The following is a 23,565-nucleotide window of genomic DNA, read 5'->3' as shown; positions in this document are numbered from 1 at the left end:
AGATGATTATTGAGCAAGATTTTGAATCGACTCGTTTATTAACATTGGATCATACAAATAAACATAATCCATTCAGTGAAGAGCTAGAAAATGCAATTAAACATGCGCTGGTTAAAGCCGAAGAAGATAGCCGCATTAAATCTATTGTCGTCTACGGTGGTGTAGGTCGCTCATTCTCATCAGGAGGTGACTTCAATGAAGTCAAAGCACTTTCTGGAGGAGTTGAAGTCGAACGCTGGATAGACCGCGTAATCGATCTGTATCAAGCTGTTTTAAATGTTAGCAAACCAACTATTGCAGCTATTGATGGTTATGCCATCGGTATGGGGTTCCAGTTCGCAATGATGTTTGACTATCGTGTTATGTCTGACCAAGCGCAATTTATCATGCCGGAGTTAAAACATGGTATTGGCTGTTCTGTTGGTGCAGCAATACTTGAGTTTACACATGGTCACTCTTTGATGAAAAAAATTGTTTTTGAATGCGAAAAACTTTCCGCGACCCAATGTCATCAATATCACATTGCCAATCAAGTAACACCAAGCTCGCATCTTTTAAAAACTGCCTTATTGCAGGCTAATGCATTATCGAAATACCCATCAGCAGCTTTCGGTAATACTAAGAAATTGATGAATAAGAGCTTTATTAAAGTATTAGAAAAAACCAGAGAGCAATCTAAGTTAGTACATAAAAACGCCTTCGCTGCGAAAGATGCTCAAGAACATTTCCAAAAAATACTCGGTAAAAACTATTAATTTATAAGGGATTTTATGAATAATAATCTGCAATGGTTACCTGCTATGCCAACTGGCTTCGGTGCAAAAATGTCGGCAAGTCATTTTATTAATTCGGATACCAACAGTATTAAACATCTGTTAATGCGCCAAGGCTTCTTAATTGTAAATAAACTGAATATCGATGCTAATGAATTTCGTGATATATACAGCAAATATGGCACGATTGTTGAGTATGCAGATGAAAAAATAGATGTCGGATTTGGCTACCGCGATACCCTAAAACTAGATGGTGAAAAAGGAAAAATAGTTACCGGTCGTGGGCAGTTACCCTTCCACGCTGACGGAGGCTTGTTACTCTCACAAGTAGATCAAGTATTCTTATATGCGGTAGAAATTAAAAATATGAAGTTTCGTGGCTCAACAACAATTTGTGATCACGTCCTTGCCTGCAATGAAATGCCGAACCATTTACGTCAAGTACTCGAAAATGAAACTTTCGAAGTCAGAGTATTGGAACATGGCTACTATGTTGATGTTTCACCTGCGGGATGGTTTAAAGTCCCTGTCTTTACCGATTTGGGATGGGTGAGAAAAATGCTAATTTACTTCCCATTTGATACCGACCAACCCGCTAGCTGGGAACCCCGAATCGTTGGGTTTACTAAGGATGAAACTCAAAGGTTTTTTACTGAGTTAAGCGCATTTATGAAGTTACCACGTTACTACTACAAGCACTATTGGGAAAATGGTGATTTGCTCATTATGGATAACCGAAGAGTTATTCATGAACGTGAAGAATTTAATGACGATAAAATTATTCGCCGCCTCTACCGTGGACAAACGGCAGATCTTTAAGTTTATTTAAACGCTAGCTAGGTGAATAACTGGCTAGCCAATATGGAAATTAATGAAATGAACTCAAAGACATTATCAATTTATTTTCGCTATACCACTACGACACTTTGCATAAAATATATAGTAACACTACTTTTAACCTACAAAATAACTAAACGCCTTTCTATCTATATACTAAAGCTAATGGTCAAAAGAAATATAAAAATAATTACCAATAAATTAAATGGGATCTATTTTTGTGGTGAAACACTCGAGCAAGCCAAGGATGTCACTGGTATGTTAGCAAAAAACAATATATCAAGTGTCCTAGACTATGCTGTCGAAGGTGAAGAGGATGCTTCATTTTTTGATGAGGCCGTCAATTCTACACTTAGGTTAATCGAACTCGCCAGTAGTACAAACCATATGCCCTACGTTGTAGTAAAACCATCATCGCTGGGGTCAATCACCGTATATCAGGCTAAAATTAAAAACGACCATGATTTTCTAATATATCAACCTGCTTGGGAAAAAGTACTCAGCAGATACAACCAAATTTTTGCTTATGCACAACAAATGTCAGTATGTGTCATGATTGATGCTGAGCAATCATGGTTCCAACCTATTATCGATAAAATCGCTATAGAAAATATGCTCAAATACAATAAGGAAAAAGCTGTTATTACACTAACATTACAATGCTATAAAAAATCATCTTATGAGTTCATCCAACTAATGAATAAGTTGGCAATAAAACACAACATAAAAATAGGTATAAAATTGGTCCGTGGCGCCTATTTAGAAGAAGAACTCCAACGAAACGATTCTGCAAGCAACCATTTCTTCACCTCAAAACCGGCTACAGACGACAACTACAATGCTATCATTGAGTTTATTGCGATTAATATTGAAAATTTCACCCCCTTCTTTGCAACCCATAACAAAGCAAGTATCTCCAAAATATTAGAGAATACGCGGCTAACAAACCACCATTACTGGTTAGGGCAATTGTATGGCGTAGGCGATCACATTTCACTCAATGCCGTTAAACATGGCGCTAGAGTATGTAAGTATTTGCCATATGGGCCATTTGAAAAATCTTTACCTTACTTACTTAGACGAATAGAAGAAAATGCCGTGTCTATAACGACTTTTCGTCATGAGAATAAACTTATTCGAAAAGAAATAATATCCAGAATTGTAGGTAAAAACCATGAGTAAAGCACCTTATCACTTAATTATTGGTAATAATAACTTTACTATTATGCCTAATGAAACCATTCTAGAATGTGCTTATAAAAATGGAGTAAAAATAAAATATCATTGTGCTGCTGGGCATTGTGGTAAATGTAAAGTTAAATTAATTTCAGGTGAAGTAAAGCTTGATCATTCTGGTGGTATATCCAAAGAAGATATTGCCAACGGCTTTATTTTAACTTGTTGCTCCTTTGCAAAAGGTGATATTCAGATTTAACCGCGCTTGCTATTAAGTATTTTTTATTAAACTTTAAAGATAGGAATTTAAACATGAAATATTTTTTGCTTGCCTGTTGTCTAATTTTTTCAACCTTCAGCCAAGCTGCTAGCACAGATAAATATATGATGTTAATTCAGCAAGCTTTAGATAAGCAACCACCTTTATGTTTAGGGGAAACTCAATGGCCAGTATCTATGAATAAAGGAGGGTCGATGTGGGTAAATGCGCAAATGGAAGCACTCGTTGATGCAGGCCTAGCTAAATCGCAATGGATATCAAATCAAAAAATTTGGCAGCTAACCACGAAAGGACAAACTGAATTTAATAAGCATGGAGATTTCTGCTATGGTCGTGTACGCATTAACAAAATTGAGAATATCATTGATGATGGTAACGGTAACACTTCTGTCATTTTTTACTATTATATAGACAAACTTCCTCTATGGGCTAAACATAAATCTATCAGAGTGGCACATACAGATTTAGACAACCTTGTTACCGGGGTTAATAACGCACGTTATCAAGCAGACTTTATGACTACCCCAGCAGGTTCAATAAAAGTTATAGGTGAGCCTTATCAATTAGATCTATTTTATTAGATCTACTCATACTATTCTAAAGTTTTCAAAAATAGCTAATTTCGTAAAAGTATTCACTTTTTAGTTTAAATATCTCTCAATAGAGTGCCCCTTAAATTAAACATATAGGATTTTAATACAGTATGAAATACTTGGCTTCACTAATTCTATTTATCTTACCAATCTGGAGTACCCATGCATCCTCCTCTTTATTCCAAGAAGTATATATTGACCAAGGGGATTATTACGTAGGTGCTGTTTTTGGTGATCATGATTATAAATCAAATTCAAATGTCAAGCTTAATGGCTATTTTATTATGAATACTGAAGTAACCTACAAACTTTACGATGAGATTATTAATTGGGCACACGGACAAGGTTATAAGATAAATGAGGGTTGTAATGGTTCCTTTTATGATGACTGCCGTACATCTGACTTAAATAATAAAGACCATCCAATTACTAATATTGAATGGTCTGATGCGATTGTGTTTGCTAATGCATTGAGTGAAAAAATGGGGCTAGAACCTGCCTATATAATTGCAGATAATTCTATTTTGCGAGATAGCTCACAATATAGTTTTTCAATAAATAATAATGCCAATGGTTATAGATTACCAACAATTGCAGAGTGGATGGTCGCAGCGAGAGGAGGAAATAATGGCCTAATTGATGGTACATATGGGCATTATTATTCCGGAAGTAATAATGCAAAGGAAGTTGCCTGGTTTCCCGAACCTAATACAGAGCTATTCGGCACCAGTCCTGTTGGTAAATTAAAAGCGAATGCTCTAGGAATTTATGATATGAGTGGTAACGTATATGAATGGGTCTATGATAGCGAAACCGTGTTAGGCACAGAAATGTATTATTTCTGTGGTGGAAGCTATTTACAACCAGCAGGCTTATCAAGTTGTGATATTCACAGCGCGGGTTTTGTTATGCCCGACATTGGTTTTAGACTAGTTCGGAGTGCGACCAAATGAAACTTAAGAAACTCATCTATTTATTATTATTAGCTAGCTTTATGAGCAACAGTAGCACATTAGTCATGTTAAAAGATGGGCAAAATAATATAGACCTTAATAATAATGGTATTACTGACATCATTTTTTTAGCTAGCTTTGACAATAATACATCACACCCTAATCGCACTGCGACTATTTTTATGAAAGATAACAAAAAATGGTCAATCATTCCCACTCCAGATGATAATGGGTTTATTTGGAGCGATTTTAGCCTATCTGCATCTATGGTTAAAATCTCTGATTTTGAATTACATCAGTATAAAAACCATTATTATATGGTTAAAGGAACAAAATTTATAGATAATAACAACAGTGGAGATTTAAGTGATAATACTCAAATAAAATTCATTCGTTATAAAATAGCAAATAATGAGGTAGACCCTGGAGTCTCTAATTTATATTGGCAACCAACTGGCAGCTACATTACAATTGAGAAATACCTTAATGTAGATGATGCTTTCAAATTTTTAGATATGGCGCTATTTAAATAAGATCATCATATTACGGCGTACTTAAATTAATTATTTTCTGCGTCGTAATAGTTTTAGGCTGTAAGCTTAGCTTAACGCATATCGTGAGTATCATAATTTCACGATATCAATCATTTTATTATTACTTACTGGTTAAAGTCCCCTAATCCTTACTACCCCTCTCTATAAAACCCGTCAAATATTATTGCGATTATCAAAAATGGTATTTAACTCACTTTATTATTAAGACACTATTTTGATTTACTACAAGGGGTTTCCGTGGAAAAACATTTCTAAATTAATTAAAATATAAATGCAATGACTTTAACAATAATTTTTTATTTATATTGCCATCGGCTTTAGGAAACTCTCCGAGTTTAAAGTATAGGTTTTTTAATTATTTTATAACTATTTGCCATTTAACGCTCCCCATCAAACTAAATGGCTATAGATGGGGAATGTTATCAACATATTCTAGGGTAGAATTGCAAAAGAGCGTACCGGAAAACCGCTTGCATTGTTTGGTTTAGCTACGATATTAAAAATAACAGCGCCCCGAGTAGGCACTTGGTCTAGGTTAGCCAGTAACTCAACTTGGTAAGTATCCTGTTCTAATACGTAATATTCCCCCAATAATGCATTATTTTTCCGAAAATCTTTCGCTGCGTCAGTGTCAAAGGTTTCATGACCAATCGCTTTAATGCCTCTCACTTCAAATAAAAACTTAAGTGCATCCATTCCCCAGCCAGGTATTTGGTTATTACCTTCTTCGTCTTTGTTATCCATAAGTTCTTGCGAGGGCCATCGTTTGCTCCAATCTGTACGTAATGCAACAAAGCTGCCTGACTCAATTTGACCGTGTTGTTGTTCAAACGCTAAAACATCATCAAGATTAAATGCAAAATTTGGGTCTTTCTTTGCTCTTTGTGACTGATCAATTACGATTAAAGGTAAAACAAGCTCTTTCAATTCTAATTCGTGTAAGTAGCGCTTTCCTTCTACAAAGTGACATGGAGCATCAATATGTGTTCCATATTGCCCAGGGAAAGTAAATTGCTGTGCAAAAAAACCCTCAGGGTAGCCAAATAATGTTTTAAATTCAGCTGAATCAAACATAAAAAAATGGGGTGAATCCTTATCAAAGCTATGAGTCAAATCAACCCATTTTTTTGCCTTTATCACATTAAATGCATTTATTAATTCATTATTCATATGTTCCCCTGCCTGATTAACTTTTTAAACTGAGTTTACTCTACGCGGTTCTTATCGTACTTTTGTTTCCTATTAAATATCTAAAAAACATAACGTTGTCTAGCAATTCAACACGAATAATTTTCATACTAAATCAGTAAAATAATATAAAAAAGCCACTAATAAGTGGCTAAAAGATGTTGAACAATAAATAAAATAGACTAGGTTTTTATTTTGGATACTTACTCCAGCTTTCTGGTTCAATAAAACCATCATAAATACGCTGTGAGCGAATATAATCTGCATATTCTTTTGATTCAAAAGCATCTTTTAAATCTTTAGCCCATTGAGAATCAAGGTTTTCCTGCATCACAGTAACAATAACACGGTGTTCCAAAGGTGAATCTTCTACCACCAATCCATCCGCTATTCTCTGCCCTGCACTCGCAACATAATTTCCATTTACCACAACAAAATCAACATCATCTAATAAACGTAAACCTTGTGCTGCATCTGTTTCTCTAATATCAAGCTGATATTTCGCTGGTGAAATATCATTCACACTAAAACTTAACGTACTAACATCAGGTTTAATTTTAACCCAGCCCAGTTGCTCTAAAATCCTAGCCCCTCGTTCTGCATTAACAGGGTCGTTCGATAACGCAACAATCATGCCATCTCTGACTTCATCGAGTGATTTATGTTTATTTGACCGCAAACTTTGTGGTGCACTAGGAGAGTCGGTCAGCGCTACCATATTAATATTATTTTTTTTATTATAAGCATCCATATAAGCGCGACTTTGGTTAACAGATGCATCTATTGATCCCTCTTCAAAAGCAGGGTTTATTTGCCTATTTTGTGAAAACTGACGCAAATTAACGGTATAGCCTTTCTTTTCTAGAATAGGGACAATACCTTTCTCAACTTGGTCAATATAATTTCCCACGCCAAAGCCTATCGTAATGTGTTTTTTATTTGGATTATTTTTTTCATTATTATCGCCACACCCAGCAAGTACGATTACCGCTGTAGCCATTAACGATAAATTTATTATTTTTTGTTTTAACATAGATAACAATCCTGTAAAGATATTTTGGGCAGTATAATCATAATTTGTAAGTTCTACTTAGATCATATCGTTATACCTTAATACAAAAGTAATATAACAATCTATTTTAATTCTTTTTAGCTATAAGGATATAACAAATAGATCGTTCGGTTAATGATGAGCTTGATATGTAATAAAGGAGATAAAAAAACGTTTAAAAAAAGTGAGTTACTTTATGACTGTTTTCAATGATGATTTAATTAATTACCTGACTGATTTAACACCAGACTCCAATTTAGCTAAAATTCGCGAAGAGCGCGCAGCAGCAACAGATAATACTCAAGCTTGTTTCAATGCTATTTTTTCTGTGCCATCTACTTTGCTTTCAAATGATGTGAAATATTATTTTGCTTATCAAGTCGCTGAACTAACGGGCAGCCCACGCCTTGCGAAATTCTATTTTAAGTTAGCTGGGTCTGTGCCAGAAATAACTCATTCCCTCCCTTTTCAGGCCGCTAAAGAATATCTACAAATATTAACTCAATCACCTAAAGAGACAAATTACCATTTAATTGAACCATTAATTGAACATGGTTGGGGCGAGCATGACATTATTTTACTGGCGCAGTTAGTGACTTATGTCACTTACCAAGCCCGCCTCATTGAGGGCATATTGTTACTTTCTGGTAATAGCGATAGTACAACTCACCCAAATAAAGTTGTGGCTGGTAAATGGAATCAACAACCAATAACTCAGCAAGGCCGGCCATCACCAACAGCTTTTACTCAAGACAATTTAGGTTGGGAACCATGGCTATCGGCAAGGCTGCCAGACTCTTTATCCGCCGAAGAAGCACAAACCATGAAAAAATTCGGCCAATTAAATTCAGAATATTTTTTACTACTTGCTCACCAAAGCAAAATTTTAGAATTACGCACATTAGTTGACCGCGGAGTATTTTACACAACGGATGGCCTTCCTCGTTGGGAGCGGGAATTTGCTGCCGCTGTTGTGAGTAAAGTCAATGGCTGCATTTACTGTGCTTCCGTTCATGCACGAAAAGCAAGCCAATATGCTAAGGCACGCCGTCCCGACGTTGAAAAACTATTATCGACAGCGCCAGGCTCAATACTTGCCGAAGGTTTTGATGAAAGATTAACCGCGATCACGGATTTAGCCGCATCTTTGTCTGCAACACCAATTCAAGCAGATACGCAGCAAATTGAAACCCTACGAAAACTCGGTTTATCCGAACTTGAATTGCTTGATCTGATTCAATCTAGTGCTTTCTTTTCGTGGGCAAACCGTCTCATGCTGTCCTTAGGTGAACCATTTGAAATTACAGAAGATAAGGAGTAATTAAATGGCATTACCTATCGGCTTAGATGCATTAGAGGCACAAGTAAAACAAGATCTGCAATATCTAAATTTACCTATTAGCTCCTGGTCGTTATCAGGAAATAATAAACATAAAACACAAGTTGATGTGGCTATTATTGGTGCTGGTATGTCAGGGATTACCGCGGCGTTTGCACTTAAGTTACAGGGTATTGAAGCTATCGTTTTTGATCAGGCTCCCATTAGAAAAGAAGGCCCATGGCAAACACCTGCGTTGATGGAAACACTACGCTCTCCAAAACATGTTGTTGGCCCAGCCTTAGCTTCTCCATCTTTAACCTTTCAAGCTTGGTTTAAAGCGCAATTCGGTGTCCAAAAATGGGAAGAACTCGATAAGATCCCTCGTTTACAATGGGGGGAATATCTACAATGGTTTAGAACCATGACAGAACCTTATGTCCTAAATCAGTATCAATTAATTGATATTTTACCAACTAATGATTACCGCGAATTAATATTTGATACGCCTGAGGGCAAAGTCACTTATCAAGCGTTACATGTCATCTTGGCGACAGGAATGGAATCATTTAGCGAAGCTAATATCCCAAGTTTTATGGATAATATTCCTACCGCTTATTGGGAGCATTCATACGCAGGCTCCGATTATCGCCGTTTTAAGGGGCTAGATATTGGTGTTGTCGGCTATAGCGCAGGCGCAATGGACAGCTCTGCGACCGCATTGGAAAATGGCGCTAACTCGGTCGAGATTTTAATTCGAGCAAGTGATATGCCACGCGTAAACCGAGGTAAAGTAGCTGGTAGCCCAGGTTTTACTAACGCCTATAGCTATTTTACCGATGCACAAAAATGGCACTATGCTGACTATGTCGCTAAAGCAAAAACGCCCGCTCCACATGGTAGTACACTACGCGTATCGCGCCATAAAAATGCTTATTTCAACTTTAATACTGAAGTTAACTTTGTTGAGTTGAATAATAAAAAGTTAGATATCACCACAACGAGTGGCAAATACACCGTAGATTATCTAATTTTAGCAACTGGCTATCGTATAAATTGGTCTAAAAATAGCGCTTTCAACCGACTCACTCCTCTGATTAAAACATGGGGAGATGTTTTCATTCCCCCTGCTAATGAGCAAAATTCAGAGTTAGCATCACACCCTTATTTAGGCAATCACTTTGAATTAGTCGCTAAAAATAGTAATGATAACCATAAAATCAATCAGTTATATTGCTTTAATTTATCAGCGTCACTCAGTATGGGACCTGTTATTGGTTTAATTCCTGGTACTAATGTCGGCGCTGAGCGATTGGCTGGGCATATTGCCGCAAAATTATATCTTGCGCATCGCGAACAACATCTTGAATTAGTCAAAACGAGCCAAGAGGCTGAATTATTAGGTGATGAATGGCGAGCTGCCTCTCCTCAATCAGAGCGTATACAACTAACTGATAATGTGGAGTAAATTATGATTACCTTTCAAGATGTACAGAAGATATATGAAAAAGATGGGCAATCTTTAGTTGCATTGCAAGGTATTAATTTGCATATCAATCAAGGGGACATCTTTGGTTTTATTGGTTATAGCGGCGCAGGTAAAAGCTCCCTTATCCGCTTAGTTAATCAATTAGAAAAACCTACTAATGGCGCCATCATTATTAATGAGCAAAATATTGCGCACCATACCCCTGCTGAGATACGTGCGCATAAAAAAAGTATTGGTATGATTTTTCAGCATTTCAATTTATTAGAAACTAAAACTGTCGCACAAAATATTGCTATGCCTCTGTTACTCTCAGGCGTCGATAAACAAGAAATCAATCGTCGAATTGATAATATTCTTGAATTTGTAGAGCTTAGCGATAAGAAAAACCAATACCCGGGGCAGTTATCTGGCGGGCAAAAACAACGCGTTGGTATTGCCCGAGCACTCATCAATAACCCACAAATCTTATTATGTGATGAAGCGACCTCAGCACTCGACCCACAAACAACCCGTTCAATTCTTCAATTACTAAAGAAAATTAACCAAGAGCAAAATATTACAATTTTGCTTGTCACCCATGAAATGGAGGTTATCGAACAAGTTTGTAACCGTGTTGCAGTTATGGAATCAGGCAAAATTGTCGAAGAAGGTACAGTGCTCGATATTTTTGCAAACCCACAACATCTGACAACACAAAAATTTGTTGGAACCGTTTTGAATCAGGAGATCCCCGAACGTGTTCTCCATAATTTAGAACATCAACAAGATGTCTACCGATTAGAGTTTTTAGGGGCTTCCGCTCAAGAGCCTGTTGTGAATGAGTTGATACTGAAAAATATCGTCAAAATCAATATCCTGTTTGCCAACATGAAAGAAATCAGCGGTGTAGTACTAGGGAGTATGTTTGTACAAATTATTGGTGACAAAGAAAAAATCAATGACGCAATTTTGTTTCTTCGTCATCGAGGGGTCGCAGTCAATAAGGGGGCATTATGACACCATTATTCGAAACAGCTTTAACAAGTAAACAGTTTCTACTCGCCATGTCCGAAACATTTACTATGGTCAGTGTTGCCCTCATTTTAGGAGCCGTATTCGGTATTTTGTTAGGAATATTGCTCGTAGTGACTCGGCCTGGAGGTATTTGGGAAAATAAATCCATTTATCGGATTGTAAACCCAATTATCAATGTCATTCGCTCATTACCTTTTATTATTTTATTGGTCGCAATGATCCCATTAACGCGTTTTATGGTAGGCACATCAATAGGGACAACAGCAGCAATAGTGCCTTTAGTCATTTTTATCGCCCCCTATACCGCTCGCTTAGTCGAAAATTCATTGCTAAGTGTACATTCAGGAATTATTGAAGCAGCAGACTCTATGGGAGCAACTAATTGGCAAATTGTTTGGCATTTTATTTTACCTGAAGCAAAATCATCACTGATCCTTAGTCTAACAGCTGCAAGCATTACTTTAGTTGGAGCAACTGCAATGGCAGGGGCCGTCGGTGGCGGTGGTGTGGGTGACTTAGCGCTAAATTATGGTTATCAAAGATTTGATAATGTAGCAATGGCCATAACGGTTGTTACATTGATAATCATTGTACAAAGTATGCAATTTATTGGTGATTATTTAGCTAAAAAAGCACGATATCATTAACTATAGATAATACAGATAACACTGGAAGCAAGTATATATTACCGGTCAGTTAGTAATTAACTCATCCAGCATTATCTATGAATCAGTGTTATTTATTATTTATCTATTATTAAGTTAAATAGTTTAGTTCCGTATTTATATAATAATAAAATAAAAGCCCAACTCGGGCTTTTATTTTTAATATCATTCGATATGAGAGATAAATAATATAATTATACTCTTTTTGAAATACGCACATCAGTGCATTAATTTATGTTCTTAATTGAAACAATTAAGAATAAAAATTAAATTAAGTTTCATTTTGAGACAAAATAATTATTTGTATCATACAAGAGTATAGATTGAATCATCAAATCCTTTTGTGTCCCTTCTCTCATCTATATGTTCGTCATCTTGTAGTATTTCACTAAAGAATTCACCCATATTGACGTCTAATATTTTTAGTACGCGAACAAGACAATCTATGTCAATACGATTAACGCCACGCTCGTAACGAAATAATTGCTGCTCACTGATATCTATCTCTTTGGCTAACTGAAAAACCGTATAACCTTGAGCTTTTCTTAGTGCTTTAATTTTTTGTCCAACTGCACAAGCGACAGGATATTTTGTATTCATAAACATTCTCGCTTCAATTTATATTAATGAAATAAAAGTCTGCAGATAGTTAACTGCATTTTTTATTTTTATCTTTATTTAATTTGTGTAACTTTGATAAAGCTAAAGACGACTCAGCCAATATCGGAAAGAATGATATACTAGCCTTCTAATTACTTTCAACTAGTCTTAAAATGACATTGCAACTATGTAACAAATCATTTCACACTCTTAAAGTAACAATAAAATATTGTAATATCAATCAATTATAATGATCAGGACTCGTCGGTTTATGCCTATCCCCTTCAGTCACTTGGCTGATATCAGAATATTAATCTAAAAAAAACCCTTCACACCGATGTATAACCTGAAAATAAAGGAAATAAACAGAATAATTTAACACTGTAACATTATTAATGATATTAAAGTAGTACAGGCACTTGGAAGTGAAAATATGAGCATATTTGCTAGTTTTATGTAAAAAATAGTAAAAACAATAAATTTTACCTCTAAAACTATTTGGTAATATTAAACATCAATGAGTTACAAAAAGCACCATTCTGTTACAATTAACCAAAATGCTAAATTTTTAAAGCAGCAAGGTAAATATCTACCAAATCATAACTATCAAGATAACAAAACCTTAACGTTAAAAAAGTTTATTATTCACTTTACTTGATGAACATCACAAAATTATGAATAAATAATGCTAATTGATAATCTAAATTTAATATTGTTATTTTTATCGTCCCAAGAGCATGGTTGGAATTAAATATCAAGAAATAACACTCAAACAGAGTTTAACTTCAGATGATAATATCATTGCATTATTGCATAATTAAGACAGATAGTGAAACTCGATATCCCACCTTATGTTACTACAATACTATTATTTTAATTAACCAATGCTTATTTAAGCCTATCAGATTATCTATCATTATTGCCAACCTCTCCAGATAAAAAATACAATTATGACTTTACATCAAATGGTTATGTAATTTTTAAGATATTGTCTCTAACCATGCAAAAATACTGTTTCAATGTTCACCTACATTTCAACAAGTTTATCTTATGTATGGTGAATAAACATTGCAGATGTCGGTTTTATTCCATAACCGCTATCTTCAAGATCAAAGTACTGCTTAGCGACTGAGTATTTACGGGGCGGTGAATTGGCTTGAATTGCTGTTGAGATGGTGGGTCGTGCAGGATTTAAATTCTACGAATTTAGCCTGCGGCCTGAACCTGCAACCAGCTTGCCGAGGTATGGATTGGCGACTGAGTATTTACGGGGCGGTGAATTGACTTGAACTGCTGTTGAGATGGTGGGTCGTGCAGGATTTAAATTCTACGAATTTAGCCTACGGCCTGAACCTGCAACCAGCTTGCCGAGGTATGGATTGGTGACTGAGTATTTACGGGGCGGTGGATTGGCTTGCGCTGCTGTTAAGATGGTGGGTCGTGCAGGATTTAAATTCTACGAATTTAGCCTGCGGCCTGAACCTGCAACCAGCTTGCCGAGGTATGAATTGGCGACTGAGTATTTACGGGGCGGTGAATTGACTTGAACTGCTGTTGAGATGGTGGGTCGTGCAGGATTTAAATTCTACGAATTTAGCCTGCGGCCTGAACCTGCAACCAGCTTGCCGAGGTATGGATTGGCGACTGAGTATTTACGGGGTAGTGAATTGGCTTGAATTGCTGTTGAGATGGTGGGTCGTGCAGGATTCGAACCTGCGACCAATTGATTAAAAGTCAACTGCTCTACCGACTGAGCTAACGACCCATCTGAATTGCTTGAATTGTTTGTTTCTTTAGATGGTGGGTCGTGCAGGATTCGAACCTGCGACCAATTGATTAAAAGTCAACTGCTCTACCGACTGAGCTAACGACCCATCTGAACTGCTTGAATTGTTTGTTTCTTTTAGATGGTGGGTCGTGCAGGATTCGAACCTGCGACCAATTGATTAAAAGTCAACTGCTCTACCGACTGAGCTAACGACCCATCTAATTTCGTATTTTTAATGCGAGTAACAAATGAAGTGGTGGGCGATAGCGGGCTCGAACCACTGACCCCCTCCTTGTAAGGGAGGTGCTCTACCAACTGAGCTAATCGCCCACTTCATGACTTATTCCACATTTTCATAAATAATTGGTGGGCGATAGCGGGCTCGAACCACTGACCCCCTCCTTGTAAGGGAGGTGCTCTACCAACTGAGCTAATCGCCCAATTATTTATTTTCATCGTCAACGGTGGTGGGCGATAGCGGGCTCGAACCACTGACCCCCTCCTTGTAAGGGAGGTGCTCTACCAACTGAGCTAATCGCCCCGTCGTCGATGGAGGTGCATTATAGGGATACTGAGTTCTGAGTCAACGATTTTTCAATAGATTTTTTTCGTTCGTTGCAAAAATAATCAAGATGTTTCAATATTCGCCATAAAAGCTGCCTTTTTAATCAATTACCTATATATTTCACCCTTATTTTATCGCTCAAAAAAGTGAAAATTGTTTTCCTCCACATTTATTTTTATTTTTATCGGCAAAATAATCATTTTCTTTCCTTCTATTTTGATAACTTGATTGAGGAATCACTACAGGATGATAGAATAGAGTCACATTTTAGCAATGCTTATAAATATCACTAGCCAGAACGTCCTGCACAAACCCTATTTAATGATGTCTTGTTTCAGTTCTTCGATTGGCTAGCGAGCAAATAAGCAATTCAAAAACAATGTTTTGCAATTAAGGCAATCTCGATGAGTAAAATCAAAACCCGTTTTGCACCTAGCCCAACTGGCTATTTACACGTTGGTGGTGCTCGTACTGCTCTGTATTCCTGGTTATTTAGTCGCCACAATCAGGGCGAATTTGTCCTGCGTATTGAAGACACCGACTTAGAACGCTCAACTCAGGAAGCTATCGATGCCATTATGGACGGTATGAACTGGTTGAATTTAAATTGGGATGAGGGTCCTTATTATCAAACTAAGCGTTTCGACCGATACAATGCTGTCATTGACCAAATGTTAGATGCAGGTACTGCATATCGCTGTTACTGCTCAAAAGAGCGTTTAGAAGCGTTACGTGAACAGCAAATGGCAAACAATGAAAAACCTCGCTATGACGGTTGCTGCCGTGATCACGCTCATAACCACACTCCTGATGAACCTCACGTTGTTCGTTTCCGTAACCCACAAGAGGGTTCTGTAATTTTTGATGATAGGATTCGTGGGCCAATTGAATTTAGCAACCAAGAACTCGATGATTTAATCATTCGCCGTACAGATGGTTCACCAACTTATAACTTCTGTGTAGTTATTGATGACTGGGATATGGAAATCACTCACGTGATCCGCGGTGAAGACCATATCAATAACACGCCTCGCCAAATCAACATCCTAAAAGCATTAGGTGCACCAGTTCCAGAATATGCACACGTTTCAATGATTTTAGGTGATGACGGTAAAAAATTATCAAAACGCCATGGTGCAGTAAGTGTTATGCAATATCGTGATGATGGTTATTTACCTCAAGCACTATTAAATTACTTAGTTCGCCTAGGTTGGTCCCATGGGGATCAAGAAATTTTTACTGTTGATGAAATGAAAGAGTATTTTACTCTAGATGCGATCAGCAAATCAGCAAGTGCGTTTAATACAGATAAACTGCTGTGGTTAAACCATCACTATATCAACACACTACCTGCTGAAGAAGTAGCGACTTACCTTGCATGGCATATTGAACAGCAAAATATCGACACGAGTACAGGTCCTCAGTTAGTTGATTTAATTAAGCTATTGGGTGAACGTTGCAAGACCCTAAAAGAAATGGCCGAATCTTGTCATTATTTCTATCAAGATTTTGAAGAGTTTGATGCCGATGCGGCGAAAAAACACCTACGCCCTGTCGCTCGTCAACCATTAGAAGTAGTTAAAGACAAACTGGCTGCAATCACAGACTGGAATGCTGAAAATGTCCATAAAGCGATTGAAGCTACCGCTGAGCAACTTGAAGTCGGTATGGGGAAAGTGGGAATGCCTTTACGTGTCGCTGTAACAGGTGCAGGCCAATCACCAGGCCTTGATGTTACTGTTCATGCAATTGGCCAAGCACGCTCTATCGCTCGTATTGACAAAGCACTCTCCTTTATTAGTGAACGCGAAGCAAGCGCACAATAATAAAAACTAAAGTTTAAAAGCTCCATGTTATTTATTAGGCATGGGGCTTTTATTTAGATATGTATTCATGCCATATAAAAAATGACTTAACCCACCCATACCAATCAATTTAATCTAGGTGCTCTACCATTACGCTCAAAGCTCTTAAATAAAAAATTAGCCTAGCGGAAATAAGGAAAAGCAGCCTATCTCATCAAGCGCTTTAAATCATAACTGCAACCTAACCGTGCCAATTAGCCACTTCAATCATTTGAATTAACTGATGTTTGCTTTATATTTAAGCAGTCAGTGTCAAAACACCATTATTTGATTGACACTCCCCCTAGCCTTGAATATCATCCCAACGTCCAAAAGAATTGTATTTGGGGCTATAGCTCAGCTGGGAGAGCGCTTGCATGGCATGCAAGAGGTCAGCGGTTCGATCCCGCTTAGCTCCACCATCTAATTCCCTGTTAGGTGGCATTAATACAACATCAAAATTATTCTATTGGGGCTATAGCTCAGCTGGGAGAGCGCTTGCATGGCATGCAAGAGGTCAGCGGTTCGATCCCGCTTAGCTCCACCAATAATTTCCTCTGATTACTCGTTTCTTCTTACTAACATCGCTTGTTTTTTCATTAATGTCGTAAAACATCAATTTACTTTTACCTCATTTGCACTCCACTATATTTAATACTTACTACATTATTGTGCTGTATAACCGCCATCAATAGGAATAAATGCGCCTGTCATAAAGCTGCTTTCATCTGATAATAAAAAGGCGACCACATTAGCAATTTCTTCCCTTGTCGCCATCCTGCCCATTGGGTGTGTTGAAGACATCCATTCCTGAGTTGCTTGCGGTAACCTCTCAATATTAGGCGTTTGTACATAACCTGGGCCAACAGCATTAATACGAATATCTTTTTGCGCATTCTCTAACGCCACAGAGCGCGTAAGCCCTAACACTGCATGTTTTGCCGCCGTATAAGGTGCAATCCCTGCGATCCCTGTCACCCCATTACAAGCAGATAAATTGACAATCGCTCCGCCTCCACTACGCAAAATACTAGGGATGCTATATTTTAAACCATGGAACGTCCCCGTGATATCTGTTGCAACCACATCATGCCAAGTCTTTAATGGGTAATCCTCTACATTGACACCATGTGGGCCAGTGATACCCGCATTATTCACCAGATAATGCAAAGCACCGTACTGCTGCTCAATTTTTTCAATCGTTGCTTTGAAATCTTGCGCATTTGCAACATCCATTTTGATAGTGCTGATGCGTTGACCCGTTGGATCTATTTCTTTCGCAGCTTGTGTTAATGTAAGCTGATTGCGCCCTGTTATAACAACAGTCGCTCCGAGGGAATGTAATTTCTGAGCAATACCAAAGCCAACGCCTGTTGATGCGCCCGTAATAAGCGCTATTCGGTCGTTAAATTTCCCCATGATGCACCTCAATTATGATTAACCAAAGTTAACTATAAACAATTAACTTTAGTTAATCAATGTATCGTTTTATCTAAAAAGTCAATGTATACTTGAGTGATTGAATATTAAGGAACATTTTTATGTCAGATGCTCTTGAAGATGCGCTTTCATTATTACAATGTACATTAGTGGCTCGCAGAGCGAGCTTTACCCCCGAGCAAATAACTTGGGGCCAATATGATGTACTAGAAATATTAAGGCTTAAAGGTGATTTGACGCCGAGCCAATTAAGCCAATCCCTTGGACTTTCCCGCCAAAATTTATCGAAATTTCTTCGAGTCCTAAAATCCTATGATTTTGTTGAACAGTATCAATCTGAAGAAGATAAGCGGGAACTGATCACCCACTTAACAAGAAAAGGGCATGATTTCTTACAACGTGCAGCCACTGGCCGTGCTGAAAATGCCTTAAAGGTTAAAACAGTATTAACTCAACAAGAGCAAGAACTGTTTATTAATTTGAGTAAGAAAATTACTGATTCCCTAAGCCACAAATAGCCTTAGCTGCTTAACTGCGTTTAAGTGGCTTCACAAGGCCTTCAAGCCCTTCAATTTTTAACCCTAAGGTCATTTCCATTAATTGCCCTAAACGCCCCGCAGGGAACTCTCCTTTCTTATAGAACCAAAGTAAATATTCCTCTGGCAAATCTATTAGCACACGCCCCTTGTACTTACCAAACGGCATATAGGTATTTGCTATGTCGATGAGATCTTGTTTTTCCATTTGTTCTCTTACATTTTTAGTGTTGTGTCTTTGACTGCGTTTTATCTGTTCTTTTAACAGTTTTCTTTTTTATATGAAAGCAAAACGGCGCTCATTTGAACGCCGTTTTGCCAATTTAACACTTTTTTATTGATTACAAAACTAAGCCAACAACAGCTGCCGATAGGAAGCTCACTAATGTTGAACCGTATAATAGTTTCAAACCAAAGCGTGCTACTGTATTACCTTGTTTTTCATCTAACCCTTTAATTGCACCAGCAATAATACCGATAGATGAAAAGTTAGCAAAAGAGACTAAGAACACCGATAAGATACCGACAGAACGTTCTGATAAGCCACCAGCAATCGCTTGTAAGCCATCCATTGCGACAAACTCATTCGTGACCATCTTAACTGCCATGATGCCGCCAACTTGTAAAGCTTCATCCGCAGGAATACCAAGGACCCAAGCAAATGGATAAAACACGTAACCTAACATCGTTTGGAAATCAACGCCGAATACTGCAGAGAAAATACCATTAACCATCGCAATTAGGGCAATAAAACCAATCAACATAGCTGATACTATAATTGCGACTTTAAACCCAGCAAGGATATATTCGCCTAACATTTCAAAAAAGCTTTGCCCTTCATGCAAATTGCTCATTTGGATGTCTTCTTCACCTTCTGGTGGGTACGGGTTAATTAATGATAAAACAACGAAAGTACCAAACATATTAAGCACTAATGCCGCGACCACAAAGCGAGGTTCCAACATGGTCATATAAGCACCAACGATAGACATTGATACAGTAGACATTGCGGTTGCCGCCATGGTGTACATTCTGCGCTCTGACATTCTATTGAGTTGGTCTTTATACGCGATAAAGTTCTCTGACTGCCCTAACAATAATGAGCTTACTGCGTTAAATGACTCTAATTTCCCCATACCGTTCACTTTCGATAATACAGTACCGATAATGCGGATCACGATAGGTAAAATTTTGACGTGTTGTAAAATACCAATTAATGCAGAAATAAAGATGATTGGACACAAGACTTGTAAGAAAAAGAACGCTAAATTGCCCTCAATCATACCGCCAAAAATAAATTTCGTCCCTTCCGCTGCATAGCCTAGCAAGTGAGTAAACACCCCTGCTACACCCATTACAAAAGATTCGCCGATATTAGATTTTAAGAAAAGGTAAGCCAACGCAATTTGAATAACAAGGAGTTGAATAACATAGCGGGGGCGGATCGCGCTACGGTTACTACTTGCTAAAATTGCAAGAGCAGCAATTACTACTAAGGATAAAACGAAATGCAGGATCGAGGTCATATGCGACTCCAACAAATTTAAGAATCAGTCTATGTGCATATTCTATGTAATAGACAACATTTAAATGAGACGGTGGTCACATTAATATGAAAGCTTACTAGGTGTATTTTGCAAAAAGAAGAAGGCGGTCACGTTTCAACTATAACAAAACCCTGTAATCACTTTTTTTGCACAGAAATCTTAATAAAAATTTAAGTTAAGGCTTACAACGACCTAAGTATTATTTTGTTGCTTACCACCTTGTAAGCAACAAAATTAGATTGAATATAGTTCACCATTAAATATTCAGCAAACGTATTAACTCATTTTCATCTATAACCTGAATACCCAATTCATTCGCTTTCACTAATTTAGAACCTGCCGCTTCCCCTGCAATCACCATATCCGTTTTCTTAGAAACACTTCCAGCCACCTTTGCACCTAAAGCGACCAGCTTGTCTTTTGCTTCATCGCGGGTTAATACACTCATTGACCCAGTTAATACCACTGTTTTGCCAGCAAATGGACTATCAATTTCAGCACTGTTCACAACCTTCACTTCTGGCCAGTGAATATTAGCCTTAGTAATCAGGTCGTTAATAACGGCTTGGTTATGTTCTTCGCGGAAGAAATTCACGACATGTTTCGCCACCACATGACCGATATCTTGAACAGTTTTCAGTGACTCTTCGTCTGCACACATTACCGCTTCTAATGTTGCATAATGCGCTGCAAGATTAGCTGCAGTAGCTTCTCCAACTTCGCGAATACCTAATGCATAAATAAAACGTGCCAGTGTTGTTTGTTTCGATTTTTCTAGTGCAGTGACTAAGTTTTGAGCTGATTTAGGCCCCATACGGTCTAAACCAGTTAAAATACCTGCACTCAATTGATAAAGGTCAGCTGGCGTTTTGACATATTCTTTTTCAACCAGTTGATCGATAATTTTATCCCCCATGCCATCAACATCCATGGCACGACGAGAAACAAAGTGTTTTAAAGCCTCTTTGCGCTGTGCGCCACAAATCAACCCCCCAGTACAACGCGCTACGGCTTCGCCTTCAATGCGTTCAATATCAGAGCCACAAACAGGGCAATGGGTTGGAAACACGATTTCACGGCTATTAACAGGACGTTTTTCAACCACGACACTGACAATTTGCGGGATCACATCCCCTGCACGGCGGATAATAACGGTATCACCAATGTGAACCCCAAGACGTTCAATTTCATCGGCATTATGTAGCGTCGCATTGCTCACGATCACCCCGGCAACTTGCACAGGTTCAAGACGCGCAACGGGCGTAATAGCCCCAGTACGCCCGACTTGGAACTCAACGTCTTTCAATTGAGTTATTTGTTCCTGAGCTGGAAATTTAAATGCCGTAGCCCAACGTGGCGCTCGTGAAACAAAGCCTAATTCCTCTTGAATAGCAATTGAGTTGAGCTTGATAACGACGCCATCGATGTCAAAACCAAGACTTGGTCGAGCTTGTTCTATTTCGCGATAAAAATCTAATACAGCTTGCGAGCCAACACACAATTGAACATAGTCACTAACAGGCAAACCCCACGCTTTAAACTGCATCAAACGCCCATAATGAGTATCAGGTAATGTTTCTCCCTCAACAACCCCAACACCATAGCAATAGAAAGTTAATGGCCTTTTCGCTGTAATGCGTGGGTCAAGTTGACGTAAAGAGCCCGCTGCGGCATTACGCGGATTTGCGAATACTTTGCCATCTGTCCTACGCGCTTCTTCATTCAGTGCTTCAAACCCTTTTTGTGGCATAAAGACTTCACCACGGATCTCCACTCGATCTGGGATATTATCCCCAGTCAAACGCAAGGGGATAGCTCGGATGGTCCGTACGTTGGCAGTAATATTTTCACCAACCGTCCCATCTCCACGCGTCGCAGCCTGTACTAGCTCACCATTTTCATACAATAAACTAACTGCTAGCCCATCAAGCTTTAATTCGCAACAGAATGTAAGCTCTTCATGGTTTTTTAAGCGGTCTCTAACACGTTTATCAAAAGCTAAATAACTCGCTTCATCAAAAACATTATCTAATGACAGCATTGGAATTTCATGGCGAACCGTTTCAAACGCCGATAAAGGCGCAGCACCAACCCGCTGAGTTGGCGAATCACTCGTAATAAGCTCTGGATGTGCCTCTTCTATACTTTTCAGACGTTGCATAAGTTTATCGTATTCAACATCTGGAATTTCGGGTGCGTCTAATACATGGTACTGATATTCATGATGACGTAACTGTTTTTTTAATTGGTCTATTTCTTGCTTGGTAGTCATGATCACACTCATTAAAGATAAAAAACCCCCAGTTAAGGGGGCCTTTATAAAACGATTATTTAGTTTAACGTGCTTCTGATCCGCGCGTGGTACACCTCTATTTTTTGAGGTGTGAGCATCTTGCGCTCATCATCAAGCACAACACCACCCGCATCGGATGCGATACGCTGAGCGGCTTGTAACATCAATTTGAAATTCTGCCCTGCATCACCATAAGATGGCACCATCATAAACATGGAAACACCCGGAGTTGTGAAATCAGACATCGTTTCAGGATCAAAGGAACCTGGTTTAACCATATTGGCTAAACTAAATAATACAGGCCCAGTACCCGACGGGTTGACATGACGGTGGAATATTTTCATTTCACCAAACTGGAACCCTGCTTGAAGGATGCTTTGCAATAATACTTCACCTTGTAGCTCTTGCCCATGATGAGCTGCTACATGAAGTACCAAAACTGTCTCCTTGCTATTTGTTGTAGCAGAATCTTCCTGCGGCTCAGCTTTCGTTTCAGTGTTCGCCGTTGTTTGTTCATGTTGTATCGACTGTGGCTCTTCTTTCAGGTTATTTGAATCAATGTGTGGCTCAATCGCAGTAGGCCGCACAGGTTGGGTGCTAACTTGTGGCTCAGTAACTGACTCATCATTCATATTGATAGTCAATTGCTCTGGAGCATGAGAGGGTTCAGTGCGTACAGCCACCACAGGTTCTTCATTAGCCAGATGTTCAGAAGCCGCCGCCAATTTAGGTTCAGGCTCAACCGGAGCTACTGGCCGTATGTTTGGCTCAACTTGAGATTCATTTTTTGCTGAATCAAGTGGGTCTGCTACTGCGGGTTGAATCGCCCCCTGCTGAGTGGGTTTGTCCTCAGTAAATAATACAGAATCATCATACTCAGATGATTTATCCTGCGTTTCGCTTTTTCGACGTTTTACCGGTCTGTCGCGAAATAACGTTGACCGCTCTTTACGGCTGGTCCATAAACCATGCAGTAATAAAGCGACAATGGCTATCGCACCTACGACCACTAATATCAGACGCAAATCCTGCATCGCTGTTATCTCTAGTTGATGAATGATTATGCCAACACGGCGGAAAC

General features: G+C 38.4%; 22 protein-coding genes and 8 tRNA genes. 16 read left to right on the top strand and 14 right to left on the bottom strand.

All coding sequences use genetic code 11. The features are described 5' to 3' along the window. Window positions 1-2: 2 nt before the first annotated feature. From M1F14_RS11330 to M1F14_RS11300, 7 genes are all read left to right on the top strand, one after another. A complete protein-coding gene (locus M1F14_RS11330) occupies window positions 3-755 on the top strand; it encodes an enoyl-CoA hydratase/isomerase family protein (RefSeq protein ID WP_042844560.1) in 753 nt (250 codons plus the stop codon). Window positions 756-770: 15 nt separating this feature from the next. Beyond that, window positions 771-1,592, top strand: coding sequence for a TauD/TfdA family dioxygenase (locus M1F14_RS11325; protein WP_048607560.1), 822 nt, complete (start codon window positions 771-773; stop codon window positions 1,590-1,592). A gap of 42 nt (window positions 1,593-1,634) precedes the next feature. Then, window positions 1,635-2,792: a proline dehydrogenase family protein gene (locus M1F14_RS11320; RefSeq protein WP_131680545.1), complete on the top strand. Its 1,158-nt coding sequence runs from the start codon at window positions 1,635-1,637 to the stop codon at window positions 2,790-2,792. Then, window positions 2,785-3,045, top strand: coding sequence for a 2Fe-2S iron-sulfur cluster binding domain-containing protein (locus M1F14_RS11315; protein ID WP_042844563.1), 261 nt, complete (start codon window positions 2,785-2,787; stop codon window positions 3,043-3,045). The genes M1F14_RS11320 and M1F14_RS11315 overlap by 8 nt, the downstream gene beginning before the upstream one ends. A 53-nt stretch (window positions 3,046-3,098) precedes the next feature. Next, on the top strand, window positions 3,099-3,647 hold the full coding sequence (locus tag M1F14_RS11310) for a hypothetical protein (RefSeq protein WP_042844565.1): 549 nt from the start codon (window positions 3,099-3,101) through the stop codon (window positions 3,645-3,647). Window positions 3,648-3,769: 122 nt separating this feature from the next. Continuing rightward, a complete protein-coding gene (locus M1F14_RS11305) occupies window positions 3,770-4,612 on the top strand; it encodes an SUMF1/EgtB/PvdO family nonheme iron enzyme (RefSeq protein ID WP_071548201.1) in 843 nt (280 codons plus the stop codon). Beyond that, window positions 4,609-5,145, top strand: coding sequence for a carbapenem self-resistance protein CarG family protein (locus M1F14_RS11300; protein ID WP_042844568.1), 537 nt, complete (start codon window positions 4,609-4,611; stop codon window positions 5,143-5,145). The genes M1F14_RS11305 and M1F14_RS11300 overlap by 4 nt, the downstream gene beginning before the upstream one ends. Window positions 5,146-5,598: 453 nt before the next feature. On the opposite strand, the gene M1F14_RS11295 is transcribed toward M1F14_RS11300, so the two are convergent. Both M1F14_RS11295 and M1F14_RS11290 read right to left on the bottom strand, forming a co-directional pair. Further along, window positions 5,599-6,336 carry a cyclase family protein gene (locus tag M1F14_RS11295; RefSeq protein WP_042844570.1) on the bottom strand — a complete coding sequence of 246 codons (738 nt, stop codon included), beginning with the start codon at window positions 6,334-6,336 and terminating at the stop codon, window positions 5,599-5,601. 208 nt (window positions 6,337-6,544) lie between these two features. Next, window positions 6,545-7,387: a MetQ/NlpA family ABC transporter substrate-binding protein gene (locus M1F14_RS11290; protein ID WP_048607571.1), complete on the bottom strand. Its 843-nt coding sequence runs from the start codon at window positions 7,385-7,387 to the stop codon at window positions 6,545-6,547. A gap of 214 nt (window positions 7,388-7,601) precedes the next feature. Here M1F14_RS11290 and M1F14_RS11285 point away from each other — a divergent pair, with 214 nt between their 5' ends. From M1F14_RS11285 to M1F14_RS11270, 4 genes are read left to right on the top strand one after another with little or no spacing between them, the layout of a single operon-like run. After that, window positions 7,602-8,726, top strand: a complete 1,125-nt coding sequence (locus M1F14_RS11285; RefSeq protein WP_048607573.1) for an alkylhydroperoxidase domain protein — start codon at window positions 7,602-7,604, stop codon at window positions 8,724-8,726. A gap of 4 nt (window positions 8,727-8,730) precedes the next feature. Further along, the gene (locus tag M1F14_RS11280; RefSeq protein WP_071548202.1) at window positions 8,731-10,191 is read left to right on the top strand and encodes an FAD/NAD(P)-binding protein; all 1,461 of its coding nucleotides are present in this window, start codon (window positions 8,731-8,733) and stop codon (window positions 10,189-10,191) included. A gap of 3 nt (window positions 10,192-10,194) precedes the next feature. Beyond that, window positions 10,195-11,208 (top strand): methionine ABC transporter ATP-binding protein, encoded by a 1,014-nt coding sequence (locus M1F14_RS11275; protein WP_048607576.1) that lies wholly within the window; start codon window positions 10,195-10,197, stop codon window positions 11,206-11,208. Then, window positions 11,205-11,873, top strand: coding sequence for a methionine ABC transporter permease (locus M1F14_RS11270; protein WP_042844584.1), 669 nt, complete (start codon window positions 11,205-11,207; stop codon window positions 11,871-11,873). Before M1F14_RS11275 ends, M1F14_RS11270 begins: the two co-directional genes overlap by 4 nt. A gap of 324 nt (window positions 11,874-12,197) precedes the next feature. Here the strand turns inward: M1F14_RS11270 and M1F14_RS11265 are convergent, their stop codons facing one another. After that, window positions 12,198-12,491, bottom strand: coding sequence for a helix-turn-helix domain-containing protein (locus M1F14_RS11265; RefSeq protein ID WP_042844586.1), 294 nt, complete (start codon window positions 12,489-12,491; stop codon window positions 12,198-12,200). Between the two features lie 1,382 nt (window positions 12,492-13,873). On the opposite strand from M1F14_RS11265, the gene M1F14_RS11260 reads away from it, so the two are divergent. Beyond that, the gene (locus M1F14_RS11260; protein ID WP_181468607.1) at window positions 13,874-14,038 is read left to right on the top strand and encodes a hypothetical protein; all 165 of its coding nucleotides are present in this window, start codon (window positions 13,874-13,876) and stop codon (window positions 14,036-14,038) included. Window positions 14,039-14,180: 142 nt separating this feature from the next. On the opposite strand, the gene M1F14_RS11255 is transcribed toward M1F14_RS11260, so the two are convergent. The 6 genes from M1F14_RS11255 to M1F14_RS11230 all read right to left on the bottom strand — a co-directional run bounded on the left by M1F14_RS11255 (window position 14,181) and on the right by M1F14_RS11230 (window position 14,800). Continuing rightward, window positions 14,181-14,256: transfer RNA gene (locus tag M1F14_RS11255), tRNA-Lys, on the bottom strand. Between the two features lie 33 nt (window positions 14,257-14,289). After that, a tRNA-Lys gene (locus M1F14_RS11250) sits at window positions 14,290-14,365 on the bottom strand. A 34-nt stretch (window positions 14,366-14,399) separates the two neighbouring features. Continuing rightward, window positions 14,400-14,475 (bottom strand) — tRNA-Lys (locus tag M1F14_RS11245). Between the two features lie 38 nt (window positions 14,476-14,513). Further along, window positions 14,514-14,589, bottom strand: a tRNA-Val gene (locus M1F14_RS11240). A gap of 34 nt (window positions 14,590-14,623) precedes the next feature. Further along, window positions 14,624-14,699 (bottom strand) — tRNA-Val (locus tag M1F14_RS11235). Between the two features lie 25 nt (window positions 14,700-14,724). Next, a tRNA-Val gene (locus tag M1F14_RS11230) sits at window positions 14,725-14,800 on the bottom strand. 428 nt (window positions 14,801-15,228) lie between these two features. Between M1F14_RS11230 and gltX the strand changes: the two genes are divergently transcribed. The 3 genes from gltX (at window position 15,229) to M1F14_RS11215 (ending at window position 17,215) form a co-directional block, all read left to right on the top strand. Then, a complete protein-coding gene (gene gltX, locus M1F14_RS11225; RefSeq protein ID WP_042844589.1) occupies window positions 15,229-16,650 on the top strand; it encodes a glutamate--tRNA ligase in 1,422 nt (473 codons plus the stop codon). Between the two features lie 364 nt (window positions 16,651-17,014). Continuing rightward, window positions 17,015-17,090 (top strand) — tRNA-Ala (locus M1F14_RS11220). A 49-nt stretch (window positions 17,091-17,139) separates the two neighbouring features. Then, window positions 17,140-17,215, top strand: a tRNA-Ala gene (locus tag M1F14_RS11215). Window positions 17,216-17,334: 119 nt separating this feature from the next. Here M1F14_RS11215 and M1F14_RS11210 read toward each other — a convergent pair. Continuing rightward, complete coding sequence (locus tag M1F14_RS11210; protein ID WP_181468608.1) at window positions 17,335-18,087, bottom strand: SDR family NAD(P)-dependent oxidoreductase; 753 nt, start codon at window positions 18,085-18,087, stop codon at window positions 17,335-17,337. 122 nt (window positions 18,088-18,209) lie between these two features. Here M1F14_RS11210 and M1F14_RS11205 point away from each other — a divergent pair, with 122 nt between their 5' ends. Continuing rightward, a complete protein-coding gene (locus tag M1F14_RS11205) occupies window positions 18,210-18,626 on the top strand; it encodes a MarR family winged helix-turn-helix transcriptional regulator (protein WP_042844593.1) in 417 nt (138 codons plus the stop codon). Window positions 18,627-18,636: 10 nt separating this feature from the next. On the opposite strand, the gene M1F14_RS11200 is transcribed toward M1F14_RS11205, so the two are convergent. The 4 genes from M1F14_RS11200 to zipA all read right to left on the bottom strand — a co-directional run bounded on the left by M1F14_RS11200 (window position 18,637) and on the right by zipA (window position 23,518). Beyond that, on the bottom strand, window positions 18,637-18,852 hold the full coding sequence (locus M1F14_RS11200) for a DUF3820 family protein (RefSeq protein ID WP_042844595.1): 216 nt from the start codon (window positions 18,850-18,852) through the stop codon (window positions 18,637-18,639). Window positions 18,853-18,985: 133 nt separating this feature from the next. Further along, entirely contained in the window at window positions 18,986-20,170 is a 1,185-nt protein-coding gene (locus M1F14_RS11195) for a NupC/NupG family nucleoside CNT transporter (protein WP_042844596.1), read from the bottom strand. Between the two features lie 277 nt (window positions 20,171-20,447). Then, complete coding sequence (gene ligA, locus M1F14_RS11190) at window positions 20,448-22,463, bottom strand: NAD-dependent DNA ligase LigA (protein ID WP_181468609.1); 2,016 nt, start codon at window positions 22,461-22,463, stop codon at window positions 20,448-20,450. Window positions 22,464-22,522: 59 nt separating this feature from the next. After that, complete coding sequence (zipA, locus tag M1F14_RS11185; protein WP_048607828.1) at window positions 22,523-23,518, bottom strand: cell division protein ZipA; 996 nt, start codon at window positions 23,516-23,518, stop codon at window positions 22,523-22,525. Window positions 23,519-23,565 lie beyond the last annotated feature (47 nt).

This window comes from Providencia sp. PROV003 (assembly GCF_045040775.1).
Taxonomy (GTDB): Bacteria; Pseudomonadota; Gammaproteobacteria; order Enterobacterales; family Enterobacteriaceae; genus Providencia; species Providencia huashanensis.
Note: the sequence above shows the minus strand (reverse complement) of the source record. Positions and strands in the feature narration are given on the sequence as shown.

Coding starts and splice junctions, on each gene's coding strand:
- M1F14_RS11330 (WP_042844560.1), top strand. CDS start 3: ATGATTATTGAGCAAGATTTTGAATCGACTCGTTTATTAACATTGGAT.
- M1F14_RS11325 (WP_048607560.1), top strand. CDS start 771: ATGAATAATAATCTGCAATGGTTACCTGCTATGCCAACTGGCTTCGGT.
- M1F14_RS11320 (WP_131680545.1), top strand. CDS start 1,635: ATGGAAATTAATGAAATGAACTCAAAGACATTATCAATTTATTTTCGC.
- M1F14_RS11315 (WP_042844563.1), top strand. CDS start 2,785: ATGAGTAAAGCACCTTATCACTTAATTATTGGTAATAATAACTTTACT.
- M1F14_RS11310 (WP_042844565.1), top strand. CDS start 3,099: ATGAAATATTTTTTGCTTGCCTGTTGTCTAATTTTTTCAACCTTCAGC.
- M1F14_RS11305 (WP_071548201.1), top strand. CDS start 3,770: ATGAAATACTTGGCTTCACTAATTCTATTTATCTTACCAATCTGGAGT.
- M1F14_RS11300 (WP_042844568.1), top strand. CDS start 4,609: ATGAAACTTAAGAAACTCATCTATTTATTATTATTAGCTAGCTTTATG.
- M1F14_RS11295 (WP_042844570.1), bottom strand. CDS start 6,336: ATGAATAATGAATTAATAAATGCATTTAATGTGATAAAGGCAAAAAAA.
- M1F14_RS11290 (WP_048607571.1), bottom strand. CDS start 7,387: ATGTTAAAACAAAAAATAATAAATTTATCGTTAATGGCTACAGCGGTA.
- M1F14_RS11285 (WP_048607573.1), top strand. CDS start 7,602: ATGACTGTTTTCAATGATGATTTAATTAATTACCTGACTGATTTAACA.
- M1F14_RS11280 (WP_071548202.1), top strand. CDS start 8,731: ATGGCATTACCTATCGGCTTAGATGCATTAGAGGCACAAGTAAAACAA.
- M1F14_RS11275 (WP_048607576.1), top strand. CDS start 10,195: ATGATTACCTTTCAAGATGTACAGAAGATATATGAAAAAGATGGGCAA.
- M1F14_RS11270 (WP_042844584.1), top strand. CDS start 11,205: ATGACACCATTATTCGAAACAGCTTTAACAAGTAAACAGTTTCTACTC.
- M1F14_RS11265 (WP_042844586.1), bottom strand. CDS start 12,491: ATGAATACAAAATATCCTGTCGCTTGTGCAGTTGGACAAAAAATTAAA.
- gltX (WP_042844589.1), top strand. CDS start 15,229: ATGAGTAAAATCAAAACCCGTTTTGCACCTAGCCCAACTGGCTATTTA.
- M1F14_RS11210 (WP_181468608.1), bottom strand. CDS start 18,087: ATGGGGAAATTTAACGACCGAATAGCGCTTATTACGGGCGCATCAACA.
- M1F14_RS11205 (WP_042844593.1), top strand. CDS start 18,210: ATGTCAGATGCTCTTGAAGATGCGCTTTCATTATTACAATGTACATTA.
- M1F14_RS11200 (WP_042844595.1), bottom strand. CDS start 18,852: ATGGAAAAACAAGATCTCATCGACATAGCAAATACCTATATGCCGTTT.
- M1F14_RS11195 (WP_042844596.1), bottom strand. CDS start 20,170: ATGACCTCGATCCTGCATTTCGTTTTATCCTTAGTAGTAATTGCTGCT.
- ligA (WP_181468609.1), bottom strand. CDS start 22,463: ATGACTACCAAGCAAGAAATAGACCAATTAAAAAAACAGTTACGTCAT.
- zipA (WP_048607828.1), bottom strand. CDS start 23,518: ATGCAGGATTTGCGTCTGATATTAGTGGTCGTAGGTGCGATAGCCATT.